We start from the raw sequence: 22928 nt of genomic DNA on the forward strand, positions 1-22928 counted from the left end.
CCGAGCCCGGCGCAATACGCGACGATCAGCGCGACCCCGCGCGCGGCGGTGGTGCCCTCGGTACCCGCGGCCACCGCCATCACCCCGGACAAGGTCGGCCCCAGGCACGGCGTCCAGCCGAGCGCGAACACCCCACCGAGCAGCGGGGCACCGGCGATCCCGGTGAACCGCCGCGGTGCCATCCGGGTATCGCGTTGCAGCGCCGGGATCAGCCCGATAAAGGCCAGGCCCATCACGATGGTGACCACACCACCCAGCCGCTGCAGCAGCTCACGGTTCACATTCAGCGTTTGGATGAGCCCGAAAACGGTCGCCGTGGCCAGGACGAACACCACGGTGAAACCGGCGACGAACAGCCCGGCCGCACCGGCGACCCGCATCCGGCCGGTATCCGGTACCGGCCCGGTGTCCTTTTTCGCCGCGGTTTCGGTCAGTACGGCCGTCGAACCCGAACCGGCGGCAGCCGCTGCGCGGTCACGACGCGCTTGTTCGACCGTCACCGGCGGCGCCTGGGCGCCCACCAGACCGGCCAGATACGACAGATACCCCGGCACCAACGGCACTACGCACGGCGAGGCGAACGACACCAGGCCGGCCAATAGGCAGGCGCCGAGGGCCAACAGCAACGGCCCCGTGGCCGCTGTCTGCTGAAATGACTCCCCCACTCCTGCCAGCACAATCAACTCGAACTACGCTCCGGTTCCGTTTCGGGATTGTTCGCCCGCCGGTCGCCGGCCCGGCCGGCCGGCGCGGTCGAACCACGCGCACCCGACGGGCGCGAATTCGCCACCTTCCGGTCGCTACCGGTGGTTTCGGCCGGCTGTAGCTCCCAGGAACCCAGCGACGATTTCACCAGTACCTCGGCACGGACGCCGCGCGGCGGGCGGGTCGCCCCGTACCGGCGTACGCCTCGAGACCGCAAACTCCTCATGATGCTCCCTCCGCGGCGATGCGCTGCACCACCGGCATAAGATCCTCGGCAAGTAGGGCGCGCAAGAACACCGCCGCTACCCGGTGGTCCCGATCCAGCACCACCGTGGTGGGAACAACGCTGGTCGGGATGCCACCGAGCGCCAGCAATGTGCGCATCGGCGGGTCGTAGATCGACGGATAACCGATCTGGTTATCGATAACGAAATCGCGAGCCTTGTCCCGATGGTGGTCGCGGACATTGATCCCGAGGAAAGCAACCCCGAGATCCTTGGTCTGCTCGTAGACCTGTTCGAGCGCGGGTGCCTCGGCACGGCACGGGCCGCACCATTGCCCCCAAATATTGATCACGACGACCTGTCCGGGGAAATCATCCACCGAAATCTTCTCGTCCTCGTCGGACATCAGGTCCGGCCCGGAAAGGTCGCCGATGGTGCCGCGGGCAGCCGGCGGATCGTAGAAGATCTCGGTCTGCCCACCGGGTGAAACGAATTCGAACGTGCCGCCGCCCGTGGCGACCGCGTCGGTTCCGGTCGAACAGGCCGGGACCATCGCGAGACACACCAGCGCGGCGAGGGCCGGCAGCAGCCGGCCCCGGAGCGCCGAAGCGATCTTGCTCATACGCCCGGCCCGCTCATGCGCCGTGCACCGTCGGATCCGAGCCACCGGCGGGCTCGGAGTAGACGATATCGACCAGGGTGTCACCCCGGTAGACCAGCGATGTCAGCGACGCCAGACCGCACTGCCGACTGCGTGGATCGTGCCACAGCCGCTGCCCCTGCAGGAACCGGCGCAGCGTCCACACCGGGAGCTGATGCGATACCAGCACTACTTCGCGGCCGGTCGACTCCACCCGTGCCTTGTTCACCGCGGCGAGCATCCGGTGCGCGATCTGCAGATACGGTTCGCCCCAGGACGGGGTGAACGGATCGCGCAGCTTCCACCAGTGCCGGGGTTTACGCAGGGCGCCGTCGCCCACCGAAACCCGCAAACCCTCGAAGGTGTTGCCGGCTTCGATGAGGTTCTCGTCGGTACGCACAGTGAGCCCGTGCCGGCCCGCGATCGGTTCCGCGGTCTCCTGCGCGCGCTGCAGCGGGGACGCGATGACCAGGGCGATATCGTGATCTGCCAGGGATCGCGCCACCGCGCCGGCCTGGGCACGCCCGGCCACCGACAGCCCGAATCCCGGCAGCCGCCCGTACAGGATGCCCCGCGGATTGTGCACTTCGCCGTGGCGCAGCACATGCACGATGGTTTCCACCGATTCGGCGTCGTCGGCGCCGGAAGTGGGTGGTTCGGCGGCGATCCCGCTGCCGGTCGCGGTAGCGGGGGTCGCGGAGTCGATACGGTCGGGCGAATCCGCCGCTTCGACGGGGCCGGCGGAGACGCGCTCGGAATCGGATCGGCTCACGCTGACGTTCCTTGTCCATCGTGCATGAGCGAGGGCCCTGCGTGGTTACGCTGCGCTACCGCCTCCGGGCCTGACTCGCTCATGCGGTCAGGTGTGGCAGCGGCGGCCGCTGCCGCGGCGGCGGGCAGCGCGGCGGCTATCCGATCGAAAGCATCGTCGTCGAGGGCCGCGGAGACGAACCAGGCCTCGAAGTTGCTGGGTGGGGCATACACCCCGCCGTCCAGCAATCCGTGGAAGAAGGCCGGATACCGCCAAGTCTGGCTCGCCTTGGCGGCGGCATAGTCGAGGACCGGAGTTTCGGCGAAGAACACGCTCACCATATTGCCTGCGAACTGCACCTGGTGCGTGACCCCCGCGCCGGTGAGGGCCTCGGTGAGCAGAATGCCGAGCCGTTCGCTGTTGCGGTCCAGGGCCGCATACACCTGCTCGTCGGCGGCGCGCAGCGTGGCCAGGCCGGCGGCCACCGCCACCGGATTCCCGGACAGGGTGCCGGCCTGGTACACCGGGCCGAGCGGGGCGAGCCGGTCCATCACCTCGGCCCGGCCACCGAACGCCGCGGCGGGTAGCCCACCGCTCATCACCTTCCCGTAGGTGTAGAGATCGGCGGCCACGGATTCGATCCCGTACCAGCCCGCACTGCTCACGCGGAAGCCGGTCATCACCTCGTCCATGATGAGCAGCGCGCCGTTGTCGGCGGTGAGCCGGCGCAGTCCGGCATTGAAATCGGGCAGCGGCGCCACCGCGCCCATATTCCCGGCGGCGGCCTCGGTGATCACGGCGGCGATCTCACCGGGATACTGCTCGAAGGCCGTGCGCACGGCGTCCAGATCGTTGTAGGGCAGCACGATGGTATCCGCGGCTTGGGCGCCGGTGACGCCGGGCGAAGTCGGCAGCCCGAACGTCGCGACCCCGGATCCCGCGTCCGCGAGCAGCGCGTCGACATGACCGTGATAGCACCCGGCGAACTTGATGATCTTCGACCGGCCGGTGTAGCCGCGGGCCAGGCGCACCGCGCTCATGGTCGCCTCGGTCCCGGAGTTCACCAGGCGCAGCTTCTGCACCGGGGCGACCCGTTCCACGATGAGTTCGGCGAGTTCCACCTCGCCGGCCGTGGGCGCTCCGAACGACAACCCGTCGCCGGCGACCGTGCGCACCGCCTCGACCACCGCGGGATGCGCATGCCCGAGGATCATCGGCCCCCAGGAGCACACCAGGTCGACATACTCGTTATCGTCCGCGTCGACCAGTAGGCAACCGCGGGCCGACGAGATGAACCTCGGCGTACCGCCCACCGAGCCGAAGGCCCGCACCGGGGAATTCACACCACCGGGGACAACCGCTTCGGCTCGCTGGAAAAGCTGACTGGAGGCCGGCACCGCCGTACCGGCCACGCGCAGAGAACTCACGGCCTCCAGTTTGGCAGCCCACCCCCGCGGCGTCGACGACAGGGTGCACCATAGGTGACCCACACCGCCGCCCCGACACTTGCCACACCAAATACACCGGGGGTTCGCCCGGAGTGCGTACTGTTCTGTTCCGTCGTAACAACTCCGTGAATCACCGGCCGGGGAGGTCGTTTTGCGAATTGCCATCAGAGGGTCGGCGCTGGCCGCGGTCTCGGTCGCCTGTGGTGTCCTGGCAACCGGATTCGGCGCGGGAACGGCCGCGGCGGCCGAACCGGTTGTGGATCCCGACAACGCGCGCGCCGGCCTACGGCTCGATCAGGCCGAAACCGCGGCACTGGCCGGTGGTCCGGTCCCGGCGCTGGTCGATCAGATCGTGCCTGCCTCTCGGATCGGCGCCGGTCTGCACAGCGGAACCCGCCTGTACCGCGACGAAGACGGCGGCGTGCACGCCTCGCTCCGGCAGGTGATGCTGGAATCGGTCGACAACGGCGGTTCGGTGCTCGTGTTCCTCCACGCCCCGGGCGCCCCGCACGGCCGCGTTTTCGATATCTACCAGCAGTGGGACTGACCCGATCTACCAGCCGCTGGGACCGACCCGGTCCGCGCGAGCCCGCACGGGGCGCAGGATCCGGGCGGCGGCGTCGATGACGGCCAGTCCGGCGCCGGTCACCAGCACCCCCGCGAGGAAAAGCCACGGCGCGACGTAACGGGTCGCGGTGTAAGCCGGATAGTCGGCCGTGGCGGGGAGGTCGGTGGTCTGCAGGCCCTGCGCCCAGCACAGAACGGCCAACCCGATCGCGAGAACCGCTACCGCGAGATCGACGGCCGGTACGATATGCGAACGGTTCACGGGTCTCCTCATCCAGTGCGACTTCTCGGTCCCGGACGACTCCCCCCGCTACCGGAGAGCGCCGATCGGCAGGCCACGGACATTGCGCGATATCGCCCGGCCGTAACAACCGATGCTGCCCGTGCGCGGTTCGATAATCAATCGTCGCGAGCTGTGTCGGCCGTCGAACCGCTTCCGGAGCGGGCGATCGCCTCGGTCAGCGCGATACGCAGGGCCCGGTGGTCCTTCGCCCAGGTGCGAACCAATTCGCCATCCGTGCGCCGCAGGCCCACGGCGGTGCGCCGACGCGGCACACCGGTCAATTCCCCCAGTGCCCGGCCACCCTCCCAGGGGTCATCCGAATCGGGCGGAAGTACCTCGGCGATGGACCGGATGGGGGTCGTCTCCGCACCATTGCGCAGGAAACCGTCGGTTACTTCCACACTCACGTGCGTACGGGCCGCATAGATCTGCAGAACCGCGAACGCGGTGATCAGCGCGGCGCAGAACAGTAATGCGAACCAGTGGGGAGTGACACCTGCGGCGAGTTCGGCGGCCAGCAGGAGCGCACAGATCAACGGGCCGTAGGCCACCGCACGCCACCGGGCGCCCGGTTCGGTGAAGAGCACCTCTCCGGTATCGGCGGCGGTGCCGGATCGTTCAGACATACCGGCGCGAACCGAGAACCGGGAACACGCGAATCAGCCGACGATGCTGGGAATCAGCAACACCGCGACGGTGAGAACACCGAACAGGATCAGAAGAGTCAGGACGAGCATATCCCGCCGAATACTCTGCGGCTGCTGGATCACCACTCGCATCGTTGCCTCCGATCCCCGGAAAACCGACCCCGGGATTCCGTCCTACTGGACGGGTACCCGCGACCACCGGTTCGCATGTCGTCTGTGACAGCCCTCACCATACATGCCGGAATACCGGGAACAAACTCGACGTTCGTTATGTGGATGCGCCGCCTACCCGAAGACGGTATCGAACCGCTGGTCAGGAAGCCGGTCGGGAGATTTCACAACTTTCCGGGCGCCCCCGGACCGGGCGGCATGAACCACTTCACGGACTCCGGACGCTGACACAGATAGATCGCTCCGCCCGCCAGCACGGCCTGCAGGATGGACACTGCCCCGGACAGCACCTGACCGGCGCTCTCCACCACGCCGATGGAGAACAGGGCGGCAACGCCCATGATCACCAGCCAGATCCCGACGAACGTCAGCAGCGTCCGCGCCCACATCTTGCCCTTGCCGAGCTGATGGACGACCACGACGCCCAGTGCGGCGATCAGCGCCCCGAACACCACGCCGAGCACGGCCCCCATCGTGACGAACAGATCGATCGTCGCCGGCGCGAACTGCTGATCCGCCGCCTGCATCCGCTCCTGGAACTCGGCGGTGAACCGCTCGCGGTTCAGCAATGTATCGGCCAGCGAAACGAAAAGCTGGACCAGCCCCAAACCTATGACGCCCCACCACAATTGCCGCGCGGTGACAATATCCGCGGGCGGATTCACAGCCGTCACAGCCACCGCGCCGCCTCGGTCGCCCAATAGGTGAGCACGATATCGGCGCCGGCGCGGCGAATACCGGTGAGCGATTCCAGTATCGCGGCGCGCCGATCGATCCAGCCGCGTTCGGCGGCCGCCGTGATCATCGAATACTCGCCGGAGATCTGATATGCCGCGACAGGCACGGGCGAACGATCCGCCACATCCCGCAGAATATCCAGATAGGCCATGGCCGGTTTCACCATGACGATATCCGCGCCCTGTTCCAGATCCAGTTCCAGCTCGTGGATGGATTCGCGCCGGTTCGCGGCATCCTGCTGGTAGGTGCGCCGGTCGCCCTGCAACGAGGAGGCCACCGCTTCCCGAAACGGGCCGTAGAACGCCGAAGCATACTTCGCCGCATACGCCAGAATCGCGGTATCGGTGCGCCCGGACTCGTCCAGTGCCTCCCGGATGGCACCGACCTGTCCGTCCATCATCCCGCTCGTCCCGAGCAGATCGGCCCCGGCCTCGGCCTGCGCGAGCGCCATCTCCACATAGCGCAGCAGGGTGGCGTCGTTGTCGACCGCACCCGCCGGGTCGAGCACACCGCAATGCCCGTGATCGGTGAATTCGTCCAGGCAGGTATCAGCCATCACTACGGTCGCATCGCCCACCTCGGCGGCCAGCGCCCGCAATCCGCGGTTGAGAATGCCCGCCGGCGCGGATGCCTGACTGCCTTCCGGATCCTTGTCCTCGGGCTTGGGTACCCCGAACAACATCAACCCGCCGACGCCGGCTTCCACCGCTTCCATCGCGGCCTTGCGCAGCGAATCCAGCGAATGCTGGAAAACACCCGGCATCGAACCGATTTCCCGCGGTTCGGACAACCCGTCCGCGACGAACATCGGCAATACGAGATGCCGCGGCTCCAGACTTGTCTCGGCCACCAGCCGCCGCAGCGCGGGGGTGCGCCGCAGCCGCCGCGGACGCTCGATTCCGCTCATGAGCAGAGTCTATTTGCGCGCCTTCGGCGCGCGGGTTTCGGCCCCCTGGGCCCTTGCTGTCAGCACTCGACACTCGCGGCTGCGCCGCATCGCACCGAGCACTGACAGCAGGGACGGGCCGAAACCTCTCAGGGCCTCGCTGAACTCGGCGCCGCCCTTGGTGACGTCAGGTTCGGGCCGAAAGCTTTCAGGGCCTCGCTGAGCTCAGCACCACGGTCGTGAACCTTCGCTGAGGATCGGCCCGAAGGAGGTGTTCTGTACCGCACGCCATCGCAGAATCGGTCGGCTGGGCCGGCAGGCCCGGCCGGTCGACCTCGGCGGGGTAGAACCGGGCCCCGCGGAGCATTCCGGGAACGGAACCGCGCGCGCCCAGCGGATCACCTGCTGCGGCGGCTCTTCTTGCGCGGGGGCGGCAACAGCCCCTCGGCACGGAGGCGGGCGGCGTGTTCGGCGAGGGCTTCCACCAGCGGGCCCACCTGGGCGACCTCGGGCTGCACGTCGACACGCAGCCCGAATTCGACCGCGGTCTCCGCAGTTTTCGGGCCGATGCAGGCCACGATCGTGCGAGCGTGCGGTTTACCGGCGATACCCACCAGGTTCCGGACCGTGGAGCTCGAGGTGAACAGGACCGCGTCGAAACCGCCGGTCTTGATCATCTCGCGGGTCTCCGCGGGCGGCGGGGAGGCGCGCACCGTGCGGTAGGCCGTCACATCGTCGATCTCCCAGCCGCGTTCACGCAGACCCTCCGCGAGGGTTTCGGTCGCGATATCGGCGCGCGGCAACAGCACGCGATTCACCGGATCGAACACATCGTCGTAGGGCGGGAAATCGGCGAGCAGGCCGAGCGAGGACTGCTCACCGCTGGGCAGCATTTCCGGGTTGATACCGAAGGAACGCACCTTGTCGGCGGTGGCCTCGCCCACGCAGGCGATCTTCACACCGGAGAACGCCCGGGCGTCCAGGCCGAATTCGGCGAACTTCTCCCAGACCGCGCGCACCGCATTGGTGGAGGTGAACACGACCCACTGGTACCGGCCGTCCACCAGGCCCTTGACCGCGCGTTCCATCTGCGCGGGGCTGCGCGGCGGTTCCACCGCGATGGTGGGTACTTCCTTCGGGATGGCGCCGTGGGTGACCAGCCGTTCGCTCATCTCCCCGGCCTGATCCTTGGTACGCGGCACCAGGACCGTCCAGCCGTAGAGCGCCCGCGATTCCCACCACGACATCTTCGACCGCTGCGCCACCGCCTTGCCGATGGTGACGACCAGCGGACCGACCAGTTCGGAGGCGGTGCTGTTCAGCGTGGCCAGGGTGGCCTCGATGGTGCGCTGCTGACGGGTGGTGCCGCGTACCGTCACCGCGACCGGGGTCTGCGGTGCCATACCGTGCTCCACCAGCGCGCTCGCGGTCTCGGCGAGATGGCCGGAGGTCGCGTGCAGCACCAGCGGGCCGGGGGCCGCGGCCAGCGCCGGCCAGTCCACCTCACCGCGCACATCGGCCTCGGTATGCCCGGAGCCGAGCGCGATACCCGCATAACTGGGCACCGCCGAACCGGACGGCAGACCGGGTAGCACCTCGAAAACGATATGCGACCTGGTGACCGTGGTGACCTCGGCGATCACCGCGTCGGTGGTCAGCGGATCACCGGAGACCACGCGCACCACATCGTGGCCGGCCTTCGCCTCGGCGATCAAGGTCTTGGCGACCTCGGCGGGGTCGCCGAGGGCGGGCCGTACGTCCACGGGGCGCTGCCCCTCGGCGTCGGCTTCCACCTCGGTGCCGATCAGGGCGAGTACTCCGGCGTCCACATCGGGATCGGTGAACGCAAGGGTGGCCCGGCACAGCACTTCGCGGGATCGGGTGGTCAGCAATGCCGGGTCCCCCGGGCCCGACCCTACGAACAGGATCCGCCCCGGATGCTTCTTGCTGGCTCGACTCATCGGTTGTTCTCCATTGGACTGGGTTCGGTGAAGTCCGTGGCGGTGCTCGTTCCCGCTGCGGCGGTGCCGCCTGGTGGCGCTGCGGCAGTGCCGCCTGGTGACGCTGCGGCGGTGCTCGTTCCCACCGGGGTGGTGTTGTTCCCGGTCGACGCGGCGGGTGATTCCGCGGTGCCGGGTTCGGCGGCGAGTAGCTCGCGTGCGCCCAGCTCCAGCAGTTCGCGGGCCAGTGCGCGGCCGAGTTCCGCGGCCTGCGCCGGTGCTCCCACCGTCGAGGCCCTTATCACATCGGAACCGTCGACCGCGGCGGCGCAGCCGCGCAGTGACAGTTCCTCGACGATGCGTCCGTCGTCATCCAACGATTCGACGAGTTCGGCAATCGCTCCGACGGGCGCTGTACAGCCCGCCTCGAGTTCGGCGAGCAGGGCACGTTCGGCGGTCACGACGGTCCTGCTGCCGTGATCGTCGAGCGCGGCCAGCAGCTCGATCAGTTCGGTATCCGCGGCCCGGCATTCGACGGCCAGCGCACCCTGCGCGGGCGCGGGCAGCATCTGCACGGGTTCCAGCGCTTCGGTGACGGCGTCGAGCCGGCCGATCCGGGCGAGTCCGGCGCGGGCCACGACCACCGCGTCCAGTTCGCCTCCGGTGACCTTGCCCAGCCGGGTGTCCAGGTTGCCGCGCAACGGCTGGATGTCCAGGCCCAGGCCCAGGGCGCGCAGTTGCGCGATCCGGCGCGGCGCCGAGGTTCCGACCACCGCACCCGGCGGAAGTTCACCGAGCACCATGCCGTCCCGGGCGACCAGCGCGTCGCGCGGGTCCTGGCGGGGCGGTACCGCGGCGAGTACGAAACGCTCATCGGCGGCGGTGGGCAGGTCCTTGTACGAATGGACCGCGATATCGATATTTCCGGCGGCCAGTTCGGCGCGCAGTGCGCTGGTGAAAACCCCGACGCCGATCTCTTCGACCGGCCCGGTGGACAGATCACCCGGCGTTTCGATCAGCACCAGTTCGGCCGGCTGCCCGGCGGCGACGAGTGCATCGCGCACATCACCGGCCTGGGTGCGGGCGAGCAGGCTGGCGCGGGTACCGATCCGCCATGCCGGCCGGCCACCGGCGCCGGGGCCCGCGGCCGGGGCGCCTTCGCCGTGCAGGACTGTCATGTCGACCGCTCCTGTTCGTCGTCGTGGCTGCCGGGGGTGAAATCGTCGGCCAGGGCGACGTCGCCGTCCAGGCTCATCCAGCCGGCGCCGTTGTGTTCGGGACGGCTGATCTCCATGGGCGCCGCCACGGCCTGTGCCGCACCGGGTTTCAGTTCGAACAGCTCGCGCAGTGCCTCGGCATAGCTGTCGCCACCCGGTGTGGTGGCCAACTGCTTGACCCGCACCGTCGGCGCGTGCAGCAGTTTGTCCACCACCCGGCGCACCGTGCGGGCCACTTCGTCGCGGTCCGGATCGGCGAGCCCGGGCAGGCGGGAATCCAGTCGCAGCAGTTCGGCCTCCACCACTTCCGCGGCCCGCTGCCGCAGCGCGGCGACGGTCGGAGTGACCTCGGCCATCCGCTGGCCGGCCAGGTATTTGGCGAGTTCGTCGGCGACGATGGTCCGGGCGGCGGCCGTATCGTCGGCCGCGGCACCCGCGGCCGGGTCGCGCTGGAGGGTTTCGATATCGATCACCGTGACACCGGGCAGCCCGGCCACAGCGTGATCGACATCGCGGGGTAGCCCGAGATCGCAGAAGACCAGCGGCCGGCCGGTACGGCGTTCGGCGTGCGAGAGCGCGTTGTGCGCATCGGCCAGGGTCACCACCGAACCCACCGCACCCGTGCAGGTGATCACCACATCGGCGGCCACCAGCGCCTCGGCCAGCCGGGACAGTTCGTAGGCGCGGGCCGTCACACCGTGTGATTCGGCGGTCGCGGCGAGGCGCTCGGCTCGTTCGATGGTGCGGTTGACCACCAGGATCTCGTCGATTCCGGCGCGGGACAGATGCGCCACCGACAGCCCGCCCATCGCGCCGGCGCCGACCACCGCCGCCGTCCGGCCGGCCAGCGGCCCGAGCACGGTGGACGCACGGTCCAGCGCCACCGACACCACCGAGGCACCGGCGCGGTCGATCCCGGTTTCCGAATGCACCCGCTTACCGACCCGCAGCGCCTGCTGCGACAGTTCGTGCAGGGTGCGCCCGATGGCCTGCTGGGCGTCGGCGGTGGTGTAGGCGCTGCGGATCTGGCTGAGCACCTGCTGTTCGCCGACCACCATGGAATCCAGTCCGCTGGCCACCGCGAACAGATGTTCGGCGGCGGCCTCGCTGTAGCGGACGTAGGCGTGGCGGGTGAGTTCGGGCATCGGCAACCCGGAATGGGCCGTCAGCAATTCACCGACGTCGGCGAGACCACCGTGGAACGCATCGACGACGGCGTAGATCTCCACCCGGTTACAGGTCGACACGATCATCGCTTCGGAGATATGGCTCGAAGCCAGCATGCGATCGATCAGTTTCGGTCGATCGGCATCGGTGATGGCCACCTTCTCCAGCATCGCAACAGGTGCGCTGCGATGGGAGATCCCGACGAGAAGAACGCTCATGGTGTGACCACCGATCCCTTGCTGGTTGGCTCCGTTGCCGTATGCGAGGTCGTCTGGGCGGCCTGCGCCGCGCAATGGGACAGTCCGGCGGGGCCCGGCGTCGGGTGCGTGGGCACCCGGCGGGCGATCCGGCCGGAACCGGTCAGTGGACGGGCGGCCGGTACGGCACTGTTCGGTACAACGCCGGCGGCACCGGTTTCATTCGCCGGACCGGTGGCGGTCTCCGCCACATTTGCGGTGGTCGAGCCCTCGGACGGCTCGTCGGGGTCGGCGTTGCGAACCCGCTCGAACGAGAGCATCTGCATTTCCACGGCGAGATCCACCCGCCGCAATTCGACCCCTGCCGGTGCGGTCAGCTGGCACAACGCGAAGCTCAGGATCGACTGCATTCCGGCCGCCACGAGTTCGTCGCATACCTGCTGGGCACTGTCGTCGGGCACCGCGATCACCGCGATGGTCGGGCGCAGCATCGCGATCTCGTCGGCCAGGTCGGCGGCGTCGCGTACCCGCAGCCCCTCGACCTCCAGGCCGATCACCTCGGGATCGTTGTCGAAAATGCCCACGACGGAAAACCCGCGGCGCCGGAAACCGCGATAACCGACCAGCGCACGGCCCAGATTGCCGGCACCGACCAGCACCACCCGATGGCCACCGGACAGGCCCAGAACATCTTCGATCCGGGCCCGCAACCTGGCCACGTCGTAGCCCACACCACGCACCCCGTTCGGCCCCAGGAACGACAGATCCTTACGGAGTTTCGCCGAATTGACACCCGCCGCGACAGCCAGCTCTTCACTGGATACGATGGCGACACCGTCATCGGTCAACAGGGCGAGCACCCGGAGGTAGGTCGCGAGCCGGGCCACCGTAGCCTGGGGGATGTCCTTCTGCGGTGTTCGAGTGGTGACGTTGGGAGCATCGCCGGAGACGCCGCGCGTCTCATGGTGCTCACTCACGTCCTCGGCTCCTCGTCCGGACCGTAAGACGGCCCGGGATGCTCGGCGACCTCGGCCATGATGGATGTGCCTGGGGTCGAATATCGGGTTGATTCACCTGCTACCGGCGGCCGGATACTCGCCCCGGCCTGCGGTTCGCGTGCCACCACCGTAACTGCTTGTGAACCCATGCACAAAGTCGGTGAAATTCGCCTCATTTTGTGTCGAGGCCGAGCCTTGTACGATCTGCGCCCACAATTCGCGGAAGGTCAACGACCGAGGTCGCTGCGTAAACGTGTCTCGTCCACATCGAAATAGCTGTGTTCCCGGCCGTCGAGCAGCACGACCGGGAGCCGGTCACCGTATTCCGCGCGCAGCGCCGGATCGGTACCGGCAGCGACATCCACATCGACGACACCGGGGCTGAGACCGAATTCCGCGCATATCGTCTGCAGCTGCTCCAGCGCCCGGTCGCACAACGCGCAACCGGCGCGGGTCAACAGTGTCACCTCATGAGTCCTCGGGTTGGTCATAACCGCCATTCAACCCGCCCGGCGGCACCGTTCGCGCCACTGCGGTGCGTCCGGGAGAGCGCGTCCGGTTAGTGTGGACGTGATTCGCGCGAACAGGCGGAGGTACTGGTGCCGGAACGATCGAAGGTGGGGAAAACCGGGTTCATCGCGGGCCGGTTCGGGGAACTTCCGGTGCGCTGGAATCTGGGGCCGCTCGGACAGGGCCTCTCCGAGCAGCTCGCGCGTATCTCGCGCAGCCCGTTCGGGCCCAGCGAGGAAGAGGTCCGCGCCAACGTCGCCGGTGAGGCCAGTGCCGACGCCGCGCTGGCGCTCCAGGACGCCGAACGCGCCGGCGCCGGCGATACCGGTATCCCCGAGGTACCGCGCGATCTCACCGCCGCCGCATTCTTCGACGTCGACAACACGATGGTGCAGGGCGCCTCGATCGTGCATTTCGCTCGCGGTCTGGCGGCGCGCAAATATTTCCGCAGCGCCGATCTGGCGGATATCGCGTGGAAGCAGGTGAAGTTCCGGGTCACCGGCAAAGAGAACAGCACCGATATGGCCACCGGCAAAGAGAAAGCACTGGAATTCATCGCCGGCCGCTCCACCGCCGAACTCGCGGCGCTGGGCGAAGAAATCTACGACGAGATCATCGCCGACAAGATCTGGCCCGGCACCCGCGCCCTGGCCCAGATGCATCTGGACGCCGGCCAGCAGGTCTGGCTGGTCACCGCGACCCCGGTCGAACTCGCCCAGGTGATCGCCAAACGACTCGGCTTGACCGGCGCCCTCGGCACAGTCGCCGAAAGTGTCGACGGGAAATTCACCGGCCGCCTGGTCGGCGATATCCTGCACGGTCTCGGTAAGGCGCATGCCGTGCGCGCGCTCGCCATCCGCGAAGGCCTCAATCTCAAACGTTGTACGGCCTATTCGGACAGCCACAACGATGTGCCGATGCTCTCGCTCACCGGCACCGCGGTCGCCATCAACCCCGATTCCGATCTCCGTGAGGTCGCCAAGGCCCGCGGCTGGGAGATCCGTGATTTCCGTACGGGACGCAAAGCCGCAAAGATCGGCGTCCCCACAGCTCTCGCCCTGGGCGCCGCCGGCGGTGCCGTTGCCGCCGCCGTAACCCGCCGGCGCCGGTAGTCAGCCCAGGAAGGTGTTGCGGCGTTTGATCAGCAGTTTGTAGAGGGTCTGCTGGATGGTTTCGCGGACCTGGTCGGTGACCTCGAACATGAGCATCGGGTCGTCGGCGTCCTCGGTTTCGTATTCGGTGGTGCTGATGGGGGTGCCGAATTCGATGTACCACTTGGAGGGCAGCGGGACGGCGCCCAACGGGCCGAGATGCGGGAAGGTCGGGGTCACCGGGAAGTACGGCAGCCCCAGCAGCCGGGCGAGCGGTTTGATATCGGCGAGTTTCGGATAGATCTCCTCCGACCCGACGATGGAGCACGGGATGATCGGCATCCCGGTGCGCACCGCGGCCGCTACGAAACCGCCGCGGCCGAAGCGCTGGAGCTTGTAGCGGTCGGCGTACTGCTTACCGACACCTTTGAACCCTTCCGGGAAGACCCCGGTGATCTCGCCGGACCGCAGCAGCCGTTCGGCATCCGGACGGCAGGCCAGGGTGTGCCCCGCTTTGCGGGCGAGCGAGCCCACCATCGGCATCTCGAAGACCAGATCGGCCGCCAGCAGGCGCAGGGCCCGCTGTTTGGGGTGGTGGTCGTGCACCGCGAGCTGCAGCATGAGCCCGTCGAGCGGGACGGTACCGGCGTGGTTGGCCACGATCAGGGCGCCGCCGGCCTCCGGAATGTTCTCCATACCGTTCACCTGGACCCGGAACCAGTTCTCGGCGAGCGGGCGCATGGCGGGTAGGAGCACCGATTCGAGCAGATGCTCGTCGAAGCCGAACTCGTCGACCTGGTAATCGCCGGTGAGCCGGCGACGGGCGAACTCGGCGGTACGCCCGATCTGTTTGCCGACGGCGTCGCGCAGCAGATCTCCGAACGACCGCGGCGGCGGCGGGGTGGGCGGGGTCAGCCGGTCGGTCAGCGACGTCACCGAGCGGTCGGCGGAATCGGCCCACTCCCGCGCGGGCGGCCGTGGCCGCGGCACGGTGGAAAGATCTTGTAAGTGAATAACTTTGGCGACGTCGTTCATGTATGTGCTCCCGTACCGGCCCTCAGCAGGCCGAGCAGTTTGTTTTCTGCGGCGTCGATCCACATCGGATCGACTACGGGCCGCAACGCTGCGCCCCCGGTGAAGTCGTCGAACGCCTGTACCGTCGTCCAGCGCGGCTCGAACCCGAGTTCGGCGCGCATACGCGTCGTGTCCAGACCACAACCGAAAAGGAAATAATCGAGCTGCTCGGAACTGAAATCACGCATCACCGGACCCATCAGAGTCCGGCCGACGGTGCGGAACACCGACCACGGTACCGGCATCGCGACCCGGCCCGCACGGCGTACCGCCTGAGAAAGTGCCAAGGCTCCGTCACCGGCGATATTGAAGGTACCGCCCGGCCCCGCCGCGGTGGCGTGGACCAGTGCCGCTACAGCGTCTTCCTCGTGCAGGAACTGCATCCGCGCATCGCGGCCGAGCACGGTCGGCGTGATCGGCGAACGCAGCAGTTGCGCGGCCCGCCGGCCCAGCCCGGGGCCGATGATCGGCGCGAGGCGCAAGGTGGTGGCGGTGATATCCGGACGGCGCCGGGCCAGGCCGCGGGCGAAACCCTCGACCTCGATCATGTCCCGGGCGAACCAGCCGCCCGGTGGTGTGCGCGCGCTCATTTCTTCGGTGAATTTCGCGGGGTCCTTCGCACTCCCGCCGTATACCCCGGAACTCGAGCGCAACACCACCCGGCGCACAGTCGGTGATTTCTGGCAGACCGCGAACAACTGCATCGCGCCGAGCACGTTCATATCTTTCATCGCCGCCCGGCCGCCGCCACCCGACGGCGGTTGCGACAAAATCGCGGTATGTACCACGGTATCGACCCGATAACGTTCGATAACCTTACGAATCAACGGGTTCCGAATATCGGCGCGGACGAATTCGGCGCGGCCCATCCGGCGGCGCAGCGGCGGGCCGGGAGTGAGTACATCGACCGCGACAACGCGTTCGATATCGGGGTCGGCGGCGAGCCGACAGACGACATTTCCGCCGAAATAACGGCTGGCGCCGGTCACCAGCACCACCCTGGGCCTGTAGTTGCCGTTCACATCAGCGTCCACCTGCACCGGACCGTCCCACCTCGAGCATCGGATCCCCCGCTCAATGTTGCACGTACCAGACTAGCGGCCGTGACCGCGAACCCCGCCGCCCTTAACGAGGATCTAACCCCAACTTCAGCCCACCGAAACGCAATGAAAAACCCGCCACCGAATGGTAGCGGGTTTTTCCGGATACGAGGCGCGCTCGCGCTTACTTGCCGAGTTTGCGCCGCTGCACGCGGGTACGACGAAGCAGCTTGCGATGCTTCTTCTTCGACATGCGCTTGCGGCGCTTCTTGATCACAGAACCCATAGGGTGTCCTCGCGTTCTCTCCTCGGCGCGTCACGCGCTCGCTTACGTCAACTATCCGGCCGTACGCCCGGTTGCTCGCGGCTGAACTCTCAGCCCTGGAGGCGGCGGCCGGCCACGACCGCCCGAAGGCAGGCCGACAGCAGCCACCGATCCAACACAGCGAGGGTTGATGTTACCGGCCCACCGGACGGGGCCGGTAACCGCCTTCACCCGGCATCGAAGTAGGACGTCTCCAGATATTCGTGCACCGCCTTCGCATGCACCCGGAACGATCTACCGACACGTACCGCCGGTAACTCGCCCGAGTGCACCAGCCGGTACACCGTCATCTTCGATACTCGCATCAGATCTGCCACCTCGGCGACGGTGAGAAATTGCGTCCCACCACCGAGTATTGATTGTCCTGGCGACGAACCACCGCCGCCACCAGCGGACATCTTGTTAGAAGACATCATCGCACCACTGACCTCCGGCACGTCCGCGCCGCCGGCTTCCCCACCGGCGGAACAGACACGCACGTGCTCCTTGAAGCTTAGCGGGACCAGTGGGATTACTGCGACGGGAGTGAGAAAACAGGTTCATACGCTGGGGGTCAACCGGTCATTCGGAGGACCCTCCCTGTTCCGATGAGCGCCGCTTTGCCGCATGCAGGGCCTCCAGGAAGGCCGACCGCAGCCCCGACCGCTCCAGTTCGCGCAGGGCCGCCGCGGTCGTTCCCGCCGGCGAGGTGACCGCCGCCCGCAGATCCACGGCGCTCTGCCCCGACTCCGCCAGCATGGCCGCCGAACCGAGCATTGTCTGGGTGACCAGCTGGGTGGCGATATCCCGGGTGAGCCCCAGCCCGACGCCCGCCTCGACCATCGCCTCCACGACGAGGAAGAAGTAGGCCGGCCCCGAACCCGAGACCGCAGTCACCGCGTCCATCTGCGATTCGGGCACCACACAGACCTGCCCCACGGTGCTCAGCAGTTCGGTCACCAGTTCCAGCTGCTCGCGTTTGGCATACCGTCCGGCGGCGAGCACGCTCATCCCCTCACCGACCAGCATCGGGGTGTTCGGCATCACCCGGACCACGGGGAAGCCTGCCGGTAGTTTGTTCTCCAGCCGGACCGTCGGCACCCCCGCCGCCAGCGACACCAGGATCTGATCCCGTTCACCACCGAGATCGGCCTTTCCGAGTTCGGTGAGCACCGCGTCCACATCGATCGGTTTCACCGCGACAACCAGCAGATCGGCACCGACGGCCGCGTCGGCGACCGCGTCGGTCACCCGCACCCCGAATCGTCCCGCCAGCAGTTCCGCCCGGTCGGCATGGGTTTCGACGACCACCAGGTCTTTGACGGCTCGCCCGGCCTCCAGCAAGCCGGCAATCAAGGCCTCACCGATCCGGCCACCGCCGATCACCGCAATACGTGTCATGAGGACAGTGTCCAATGCCGCGCCTCCGCAAGCACGAACGGGCCCCGAACCGCGAGCGTCGTCCCGCGTAGAGCCGGGATGCCCTGCAGGCGGTGAGGTGTGCGCCGGAAGCCCGGTTACCGCTTCGGAGAGGGCAGCAGCGCCAGCTGGCGGCTCTGCGCCACCAACTGGCCGGTGGAGTCGACGACTATCTGATCGGAGTCGAACATGCCCCCGCTCACCTCATGGGTGGTCGCGATGATCCGCAACCACCCCGGCGCCGGGCGCCGCCGCAGATAGGTTGTCATCTGCACGGTCGGTGACCAGCCGAAATAGCCCAAATTGGTGGGGACCGGCGGACACATATCGGCGGCCATCATCGCGATATAGGACGCAGTCTCCGGATCGGCCTGATCCTGCGGCCGCGGGCGCAACCACATCCGCAACCGGGGTTCGCCCTGCTCGTTGTCGATAAACCGCGCCCAGTCACGGTCGAGGAACGCATCCATACCGCGGGCGACGTGCACGATCCGGCCCATCGAGGAACCCGGTTCGTAACCGATTGCGTTCGCGGCCGGTTCGACCGGCAGATCGGTATGGGTGGGGGTGTACAGGGGAGCCCGCTCCGGGCCGTCGAGATGACCGAACGTGAACGCCGTACGCACCAGCGGTCGCCCCCGCTGGTTCAGCGTCACATCCACCAGGCAGATCTGCCGGCCCACCTTACGGATGGACACCTCGTAGAGAACCTCCCCGGGCTCGGGCGCACCCAGGAAATCGGTACTGCCCGACAGCGGCGCCATGGCCGCCCGATCCGGTTCCACGGTCCGCAACCAGCGGGTCGCCGCCGCGGCCGAACCCGCGACCATCGTGCCGCCGTGTACCTTCGGCCCGATCGTCCAGATCTCGTCGACGACGCCGCGATAGCGGCCGGCGCCCGGTTCGTCGGCGGCGAGTTCGGTCAGAGCACAGACCCGGCTGAACGGCGCCTCCGCTTGCACCAGGTCGATATCGGTGCCGGGCTCCGTTTCCGTCGTCATCAATACTCCTGTGTTTATTTGCGGCGCCTGCGGCGCCGCGGGGTTGAGGCCCCTAGGCGTCGTGCTTCCGCCCTCGACACTCGCGGCTGCGCCGCATCGCATCGAGGGCGGAAGCACGACGCGGCCTCAACCCTTCGAGGGCCTCGCTGGACTCGGCGCCGCGGTGGTGCCGTTCCCGAGGGAACAGCCTACGGGTGATTCCAAGGGACCTATGAGAGGTGTAGGCCTTCCTGCCCGTTGGACCGCCCGTTGTATGACATGTCTCACGGTGACCGAACTCCGCGGGAGGCCGCCGGGTTTTCGGAGCGCGGATCAACACAGCTGTTCGCGAGCGAAGTCCAGGGTGCGGGTCAGCATGGCCGCGCGGGCCGCAGTCGTGCGCGCTTCCTGGGTGTTGATCTCGGCAACCACGTGCCCGGTGAAACCGTTGCCGACCAGCGCGGCGCACACCTCCGCACAGGGCTGCGTCCCCTCGCCGGGGATCAGATGTTCGTCGTGGGCGGCCCCGCGGCCGTCGGCCAGGTGCAGGTGGACCAGGCCTTCACCCATACGTTCGACCAGGACCAGTGGGTCGGTACCCGCGGTCGCGGTATGCGAGAGATCCAGGGTGTAGTGCTGGAACCCGATCTCGGTGGGGTCGTAGCCGGGGCTGAACGCGGTCAGCGCCAGGCCGGGACCGCCGCGGCGTTCGAGGCGCCGGATGTCGCCGGACCGGCGGCCGAACAATTTATCGGCCCGCATCGGGAACATATTCTCCACGGCGACGGCCACCGAGCTCTGCCGCTCCAGATCGGCCACCTGTTCGGCGAAACCCTCGGCATAGCGGCGCTGCCACCGGAACGGTGGATGCACGACCACGGTATCGGCGCCGAGAACTTCGGCGGTGCGCACGCTTCGAGCGAGTTTGGCCACCGGGTCGGCACCCCACACCCGCTGCGAGATGAGCAGGCACGGCGCGTGCACTGCGAGGACGGGCACCGAGTATTTACGTGAGTACCCACGCACGATATCGATACTCTGGCTGGCCGGTTCGGCCCACACCATCAGTTCGATGCCGTCGTAACCCAATTCGGCCGCATAACGGAAGGCGGCCTCGGTGTTCTGCGGATAGACCGAGGCGGTCGACAGACCGACCTTGATCCCCCCGTCCCGCGGCCGGGCCGCGGGAGTGTTGCCTGCCATCGTCGCCCTCGCTCAGCCGGTACTGAGTAGAAATGCCAACGGCCCCAATGTCACGAACACACCGACGACCACGGCGATCACGGTACTGAAGATATCGTCGGTGCGGCGCAGGATCCGCACCAGGGCCACGAGACCGAGGATCACCACGACCGCCAGCGCGAGCGCCATCAGTGGCTGCATCTCCCACAGCATTTCGAAACCCTTGAACATCAGCATCCCGGCCAGCGCCGCGCCGACGCTCTGGGCACCCAGCATGATCCATTGCTTCCGGGGATCCACCGCTTCCGCGCTGTCCCGTTCCCGGCCGCCGGAGGCCAATCGCGAGCGGGCGGCAGCGAGTTTGCCGCTCGCCCCACCGAATTTCGTGCTCGCCGCACCCGGTTTGCCGGAACGGGAGAGCCGGTTGCGCCCCTTGCGGGGCCCATCGTCGATCTCGTCCTCGGGGACAGCGTAGAAATCGGAATCCGGCTCGAAATCGCCGGTGTCGGTGCCGTGCTCACGCGGCATGGGGCCCGGTGCCGGCGGCATGGGCCCGTGCACATCCGTGGCATACATATCGGTATTGCGGAAACCGTCGTCGGCCGGGAAATCCGGGGGCGGCGGGCCGGGCTCGGGGAAATTCGGCGCCGGGGGGCCGGGGTGATCGTTGCGTTTCCCGCGGCGCCGGCCCCGGTCCGTCTTCTCGAGCGGCGGGGCGCCGAGAACCGGTGGGCCCGACGGCGCCCCCTGGTTCGGTTCGGCCAGTGACCACACCGCGGTCGCCTGATCCGCGTTCGCCGGCTCGCCGGATTGCCCCGGCGCAGGTTCCGGCCAGGGGGCGGGATCGGGCAGGGGGCGCGCACCACGGCGGCGGCGTTCGAGCTTGGGCCGCGGATCGTCGCCGGGTGCGGGCGCCGGCCATGCCTCGGTAGCGGGTGCGGGTGCGGGCCATGCCTCGGTGGCGGGTGCCGGCGGCCCCAGCCGCGGGGGTCCGCTCTCCGGCGCCTGCCAGGACGGTCCCCTATCGGGATGCCCGAACTCCGGCGGCGCGGCCGGTGCGGGCGCGGGGAAGGGACCGAAACCACCGGTGGCCGGGGGAAGACCGTATCCCGCGGGGCTCTCCGCCGCAGGGGGCGGCGAATCCTCCACCACCGACGCGGCCTCGGCGGCTTCCGCCGCCCGTCTGCGCGCCGCCCGGCCGCCACTGGGCAGCGGCGGGCCGGTCTCCCAGGGTTGATCCGGATCGGTGCCCGGGTACGCGTCGGCCGGAGGCTCGTCGTCGTCCGGTTCGGGCCGCCGGCGCCGGCCGCCGCGCGACGGTGCGGCCTCGCCGGCCGGGTACGGGCTCGGCTCACCCAGGCGTGCGGGCGGGGCGTCGTCCGGGGGCGGGGCCAGCGGGTTGTACACCGTGATCGGCCCGGACATCGGCGACTGGCTCGGCTCTCCGCCCGAAACCTGTTCACCCGCATAGCCGTGCGGCGCGTATCCGTTGCCGGCAGGCGGGTAATCCGCGGGCGAACCGGCCGGGTCCTCGTCCTCGTCGGCGGCCGCGTGCGCGGTACCGCCGTCGACGACCGGAAGATCGCCGGTCAGCTCGGAGACCGAGACACCGCGGCCTCCGCGCCGTCTGCGTCCGCCGCCGCCGGAGCTCGGCTGCTGGCCGTTACGGGCCAGGAGTTCGGCGACCGACAGCTGATTGGAGTTCCTGCTCATGAAGGCACCGTTTCGACCGGGCCCGCCGACGTACTGCCACCGGGCGCCCAACCGTTGCCGGCCGCCGCGTTCGGAGCGTTCGTTGTCAGTGGTCCACCATCCATATCGGTATCCAGTTTGCGCAGGATCAGCCCTTCGCGCAGCGCCCACGGACAAATTTCCAGCGTATCGAGGGAAAGTGCGCGCATGGCGGCCTCGGCGACAAGGGCCCCGGCGACCAATTGCTGCGAACGATCGGCGCTGACCCCTTCCAACTCGGCGCGATCGGCCGCGGTCATCCGGGAGATGAACGCGATCAGTTGCCGCAGTCCCGAACTGGTGAGCGTCCGCCGTACCCGCGGCCCCGCACCGGAGGGGGCGGCACCGGTGAGCCGGGCCAGCGACCGGAAGGTTTTGGAAGTGCCCACTGCCAGATCGGGTTTACCGGGCACCAGCAGCTGTTTGGCGGGATCGACCAGTTCGGCGGCGAGCCAGTCCCGCAGGATGCCGATCCGCCGTTTACTCGGCGGGTCCTCGGGCAGCCATTTGCGGGTCAACCGGCCGGCCCCCAGCTGCAGCGACAGCGCCACATCGGCTTCCTCGTCGACACCGCTGCTCACCTCGAGCGAACCGCCACCGATATCGAGATTGAGGATCCGGCCCGCGCTCCAGCCGTACCAGCGGCGAACGGCGAGGAACGTCAGCCGTGCCTCGTCCACCCCGGCCAGCACCCGCAGATCCACGCCGGTCTCCGAACGGATCCGCTCGAGTACCTCGTCGGAATTGGTCGCCTCGCGTACCGCCGAGGTGGCGAACGCCATCAGTTCCGCACAGCCGGAGGTGATCGCCAGATTGGCCAGATCGGCCACCGTATCGACGAGTCGCTGCGCCCCCTCGGCGGTGATCCGCCCGGCGTCGTCCATGCTCTCCGAGAGCCGCAGCGACTCCTTCGTCGAGCTCATCGGCATGGGATGACCACCCCTGTGTGCGTCCACCACCAGTAGGTGAACGGTGTTGCTGCCGACATCGAGGACACCTAGACGCACACGAACACGGT

Annotated in this window: 25 protein-coding genes; 2 read left to right on the forward strand and 23 right to left on the reverse strand. The window is 68.3% G+C overall.

Annotated features, from left to right (window positions below; all coding sequences use genetic code 11):
- From ON22_RS23620 to hemL, 5 genes are all read right to left on the reverse strand, one after another.
- Positions 1–683: cytochrome c biogenesis CcdA family protein (locus ON22_RS23620; RefSeq protein WP_043740553.1), on the reverse strand; the 683-nt coding region annotated here is incomplete at its 3' end.
- Complete coding sequence (locus ON22_RS23625; protein ID WP_033246998.1) at positions 680–931, reverse strand: hypothetical protein; 252 nt, start codon at positions 929–931, stop codon at positions 680–682. The genes ON22_RS23620 and ON22_RS23625, both read right to left, overlap by 4 nt.
- Positions 928–1551 (reverse strand): TlpA disulfide reductase family protein, encoded by a 624-nt coding sequence (locus tag ON22_RS23630; RefSeq protein ID WP_033246999.1) that lies wholly within the window; start codon positions 1549–1551, stop codon positions 928–930. Before ON22_RS23630 ends, ON22_RS23625 begins: the two co-directional genes overlap by 4 nt.
- Positions 1552–1564: 13 nt before the next feature.
- Positions 1565–2191, reverse strand: a complete 627-nt coding sequence (locus ON22_RS23635; RefSeq protein WP_033247048.1) for a histidine phosphatase family protein — start codon at positions 2189–2191, stop codon at positions 1565–1567.
- A gap of 146 nt (positions 2192–2337) precedes the next feature.
- On the reverse strand, positions 2338–3747 hold the full coding sequence (hemL, locus tag ON22_RS23640) for a glutamate-1-semialdehyde 2,1-aminomutase (protein ID WP_373280888.1): 1410 nt from the start codon (positions 3745–3747) through the stop codon (positions 2338–2340).
- A gap of 172 nt (positions 3748–3919) precedes the next feature.
- On the opposite strand from hemL, the gene ON22_RS23645 reads away from it, so the two are divergent.
- The gene (locus tag ON22_RS23645; RefSeq protein WP_033247000.1) at positions 3920–4315 is read left to right on the forward strand and encodes a hypothetical protein; all 396 of its coding nucleotides are present in this window, start codon (positions 3920–3922) and stop codon (positions 4313–4315) included.
- A gap of 6 nt (positions 4316–4321) precedes the next feature.
- On the opposite strand, the gene ON22_RS23650 is transcribed toward ON22_RS23645, so the two are convergent.
- The 9 genes from ON22_RS23650 to ON22_RS23690 all read right to left on the reverse strand — a co-directional run bounded on the left by ON22_RS23650 (position 4322) and on the right by ON22_RS23690 (position 13070).
- Complete coding sequence (locus ON22_RS23650) at positions 4322–4597, reverse strand: hypothetical protein (protein WP_051157996.1); 276 nt, start codon at positions 4595–4597, stop codon at positions 4322–4324.
- 137 nt (positions 4598–4734) lie between these two features.
- Positions 4735–5244 (reverse strand): transport-regulating membrane protein Mce1N, encoded by a 510-nt coding sequence (gene mce1N, locus ON22_RS23655; protein WP_051157997.1) that lies wholly within the window; start codon positions 5242–5244, stop codon positions 4735–4737.
- 356 nt (positions 5245–5600) lie between these two features.
- Positions 5601–6116 (reverse strand): hypothetical protein, encoded by a 516-nt coding sequence (locus tag ON22_RS23660; RefSeq protein ID WP_033247052.1) that lies wholly within the window; start codon positions 6114–6116, stop codon positions 5601–5603.
- Positions 6107–7081 carry a porphobilinogen synthase gene (gene hemB / locus ON22_RS23665; protein WP_033247001.1) on the reverse strand — a complete coding sequence of 325 codons (975 nt, stop codon included), beginning with the start codon at positions 7079–7081 and terminating at the stop codon, positions 6107–6109. The genes ON22_RS23660 and hemB overlap by 10 nt, the downstream gene beginning before the upstream one ends.
- 377 nt (positions 7082–7458) lie before the next feature.
- Complete coding sequence (locus ON22_RS23670) at positions 7459–9021, reverse strand: bifunctional uroporphyrinogen-III C-methyltransferase/uroporphyrinogen-III synthase (protein ID WP_033247002.1); 1563 nt, start codon at positions 9019–9021, stop codon at positions 7459–7461.
- Positions 9018–10178: a hydroxymethylbilane synthase gene (gene hemC / locus ON22_RS23675; protein ID WP_081595791.1), complete on the reverse strand. Its 1161-nt coding sequence runs from the start codon at positions 10176–10178 to the stop codon at positions 9018–9020. Before hemC ends, ON22_RS23670 begins: the two co-directional genes overlap by 4 nt.
- Entirely contained in the window at positions 10175–11602 is a 1428-nt protein-coding gene (locus tag ON22_RS23680) for a glutamyl-tRNA reductase (RefSeq protein ID WP_033247003.1), read from the reverse strand. Before ON22_RS23680 ends, hemC begins: the two co-directional genes overlap by 4 nt.
- The gene (locus ON22_RS23685) at positions 11599–12558 is read right to left on the reverse strand and encodes a redox-sensing transcriptional repressor Rex (protein ID WP_033247004.1); all 960 of its coding nucleotides are present in this window, start codon (positions 12556–12558) and stop codon (positions 11599–11601) included. Before ON22_RS23685 ends, ON22_RS23680 begins: the two co-directional genes overlap by 4 nt.
- Positions 12559–12806: 248 nt before the next feature.
- Entirely contained in the window at positions 12807–13070 is a 264-nt protein-coding gene (locus ON22_RS23690; RefSeq protein WP_086007796.1) for a glutaredoxin family protein, read from the reverse strand.
- Positions 13071–13241: 171 nt separating this feature from the next.
- Between ON22_RS23690 and ON22_RS23695 the strand changes: the two genes are divergently transcribed.
- Positions 13242–14201, forward strand: coding sequence for an HAD family hydrolase (locus ON22_RS23695; RefSeq protein ID WP_033247054.1), 960 nt, complete (start codon positions 13242–13244; stop codon positions 14199–14201).
- Here the strand turns inward: ON22_RS23695 and ON22_RS23700 are convergent, their stop codons facing one another.
- From ON22_RS23700 to ON22_RS23735, 9 genes are all read right to left on the reverse strand, one after another.
- Positions 14202–15215: a lysophospholipid acyltransferase family protein gene (locus ON22_RS23700; RefSeq protein ID WP_033247006.1), complete on the reverse strand. Its 1014-nt coding sequence runs from the start codon at positions 15213–15215 to the stop codon at positions 14202–14204.
- Positions 15212–16294, reverse strand: a complete 1083-nt coding sequence (locus ON22_RS23705) for an NAD-dependent epimerase/dehydratase family protein (RefSeq protein WP_231508755.1) — start codon at positions 16292–16294, stop codon at positions 15212–15214. Before ON22_RS23705 ends, ON22_RS23700 begins: the two co-directional genes overlap by 4 nt.
- A 184-nt stretch (positions 16295–16478) precedes the next feature.
- Positions 16479–16580, reverse strand: coding sequence for a 30S ribosomal protein bS22 (locus tag ON22_RS35925; protein WP_003402602.1), 102 nt, complete (start codon positions 16578–16580; stop codon positions 16479–16481).
- A gap of 206 nt (positions 16581–16786) precedes the next feature.
- A complete protein-coding gene (locus tag ON22_RS23710) occupies positions 16787–17017 on the reverse strand; it encodes a helix-turn-helix domain-containing protein (protein ID WP_086007797.1) in 231 nt (76 codons plus the stop codon).
- 163 nt (positions 17018–17180) lie between these two features.
- On the reverse strand, positions 17181–17999 hold the full coding sequence (gene proC, locus ON22_RS23715; RefSeq protein WP_033247007.1) for a pyrroline-5-carboxylate reductase: 819 nt from the start codon (positions 17997–17999) through the stop codon (positions 17181–17183).
- Positions 18000–18115: 116 nt separating this feature from the next.
- Positions 18116–19018, reverse strand: a complete 903-nt coding sequence (locus ON22_RS23720) for a thioesterase family protein (RefSeq protein WP_051157999.1) — start codon at positions 19016–19018, stop codon at positions 18116–18118.
- A gap of 312 nt (positions 19019–19330) precedes the next feature.
- Positions 19331–20200, reverse strand: a complete 870-nt coding sequence (locus ON22_RS23725; RefSeq protein ID WP_051158000.1) for a sugar phosphate isomerase/epimerase family protein — start codon at positions 20198–20200, stop codon at positions 19331–19333.
- A 12-nt stretch (positions 20201–20212) separates the two neighbouring features.
- A complete protein-coding gene (locus tag ON22_RS38125; protein ID WP_051158001.1) occupies positions 20213–21892 on the reverse strand; it encodes an Rv0497 family membrane protein in 1680 nt (559 codons plus the stop codon).
- Positions 21889–22917, reverse strand: coding sequence for a Ppx/GppA family phosphatase (locus ON22_RS23735; RefSeq protein WP_033247008.1), 1029 nt, complete (start codon positions 22915–22917; stop codon positions 21889–21891). The genes ON22_RS38125 and ON22_RS23735 overlap by 4 nt, the downstream gene beginning before the upstream one ends.
- Between the last annotated feature and the right edge of the window lie 11 nt (positions 22918–22928).

This window comes from Nocardia carnea NBRC 14403, assembly GCF_000308515.1.
Taxonomy (GTDB): domain Bacteria; phylum Actinomycetota; class Actinomycetes; order Mycobacteriales; family Mycobacteriaceae; genus Nocardia; species Nocardia carnea.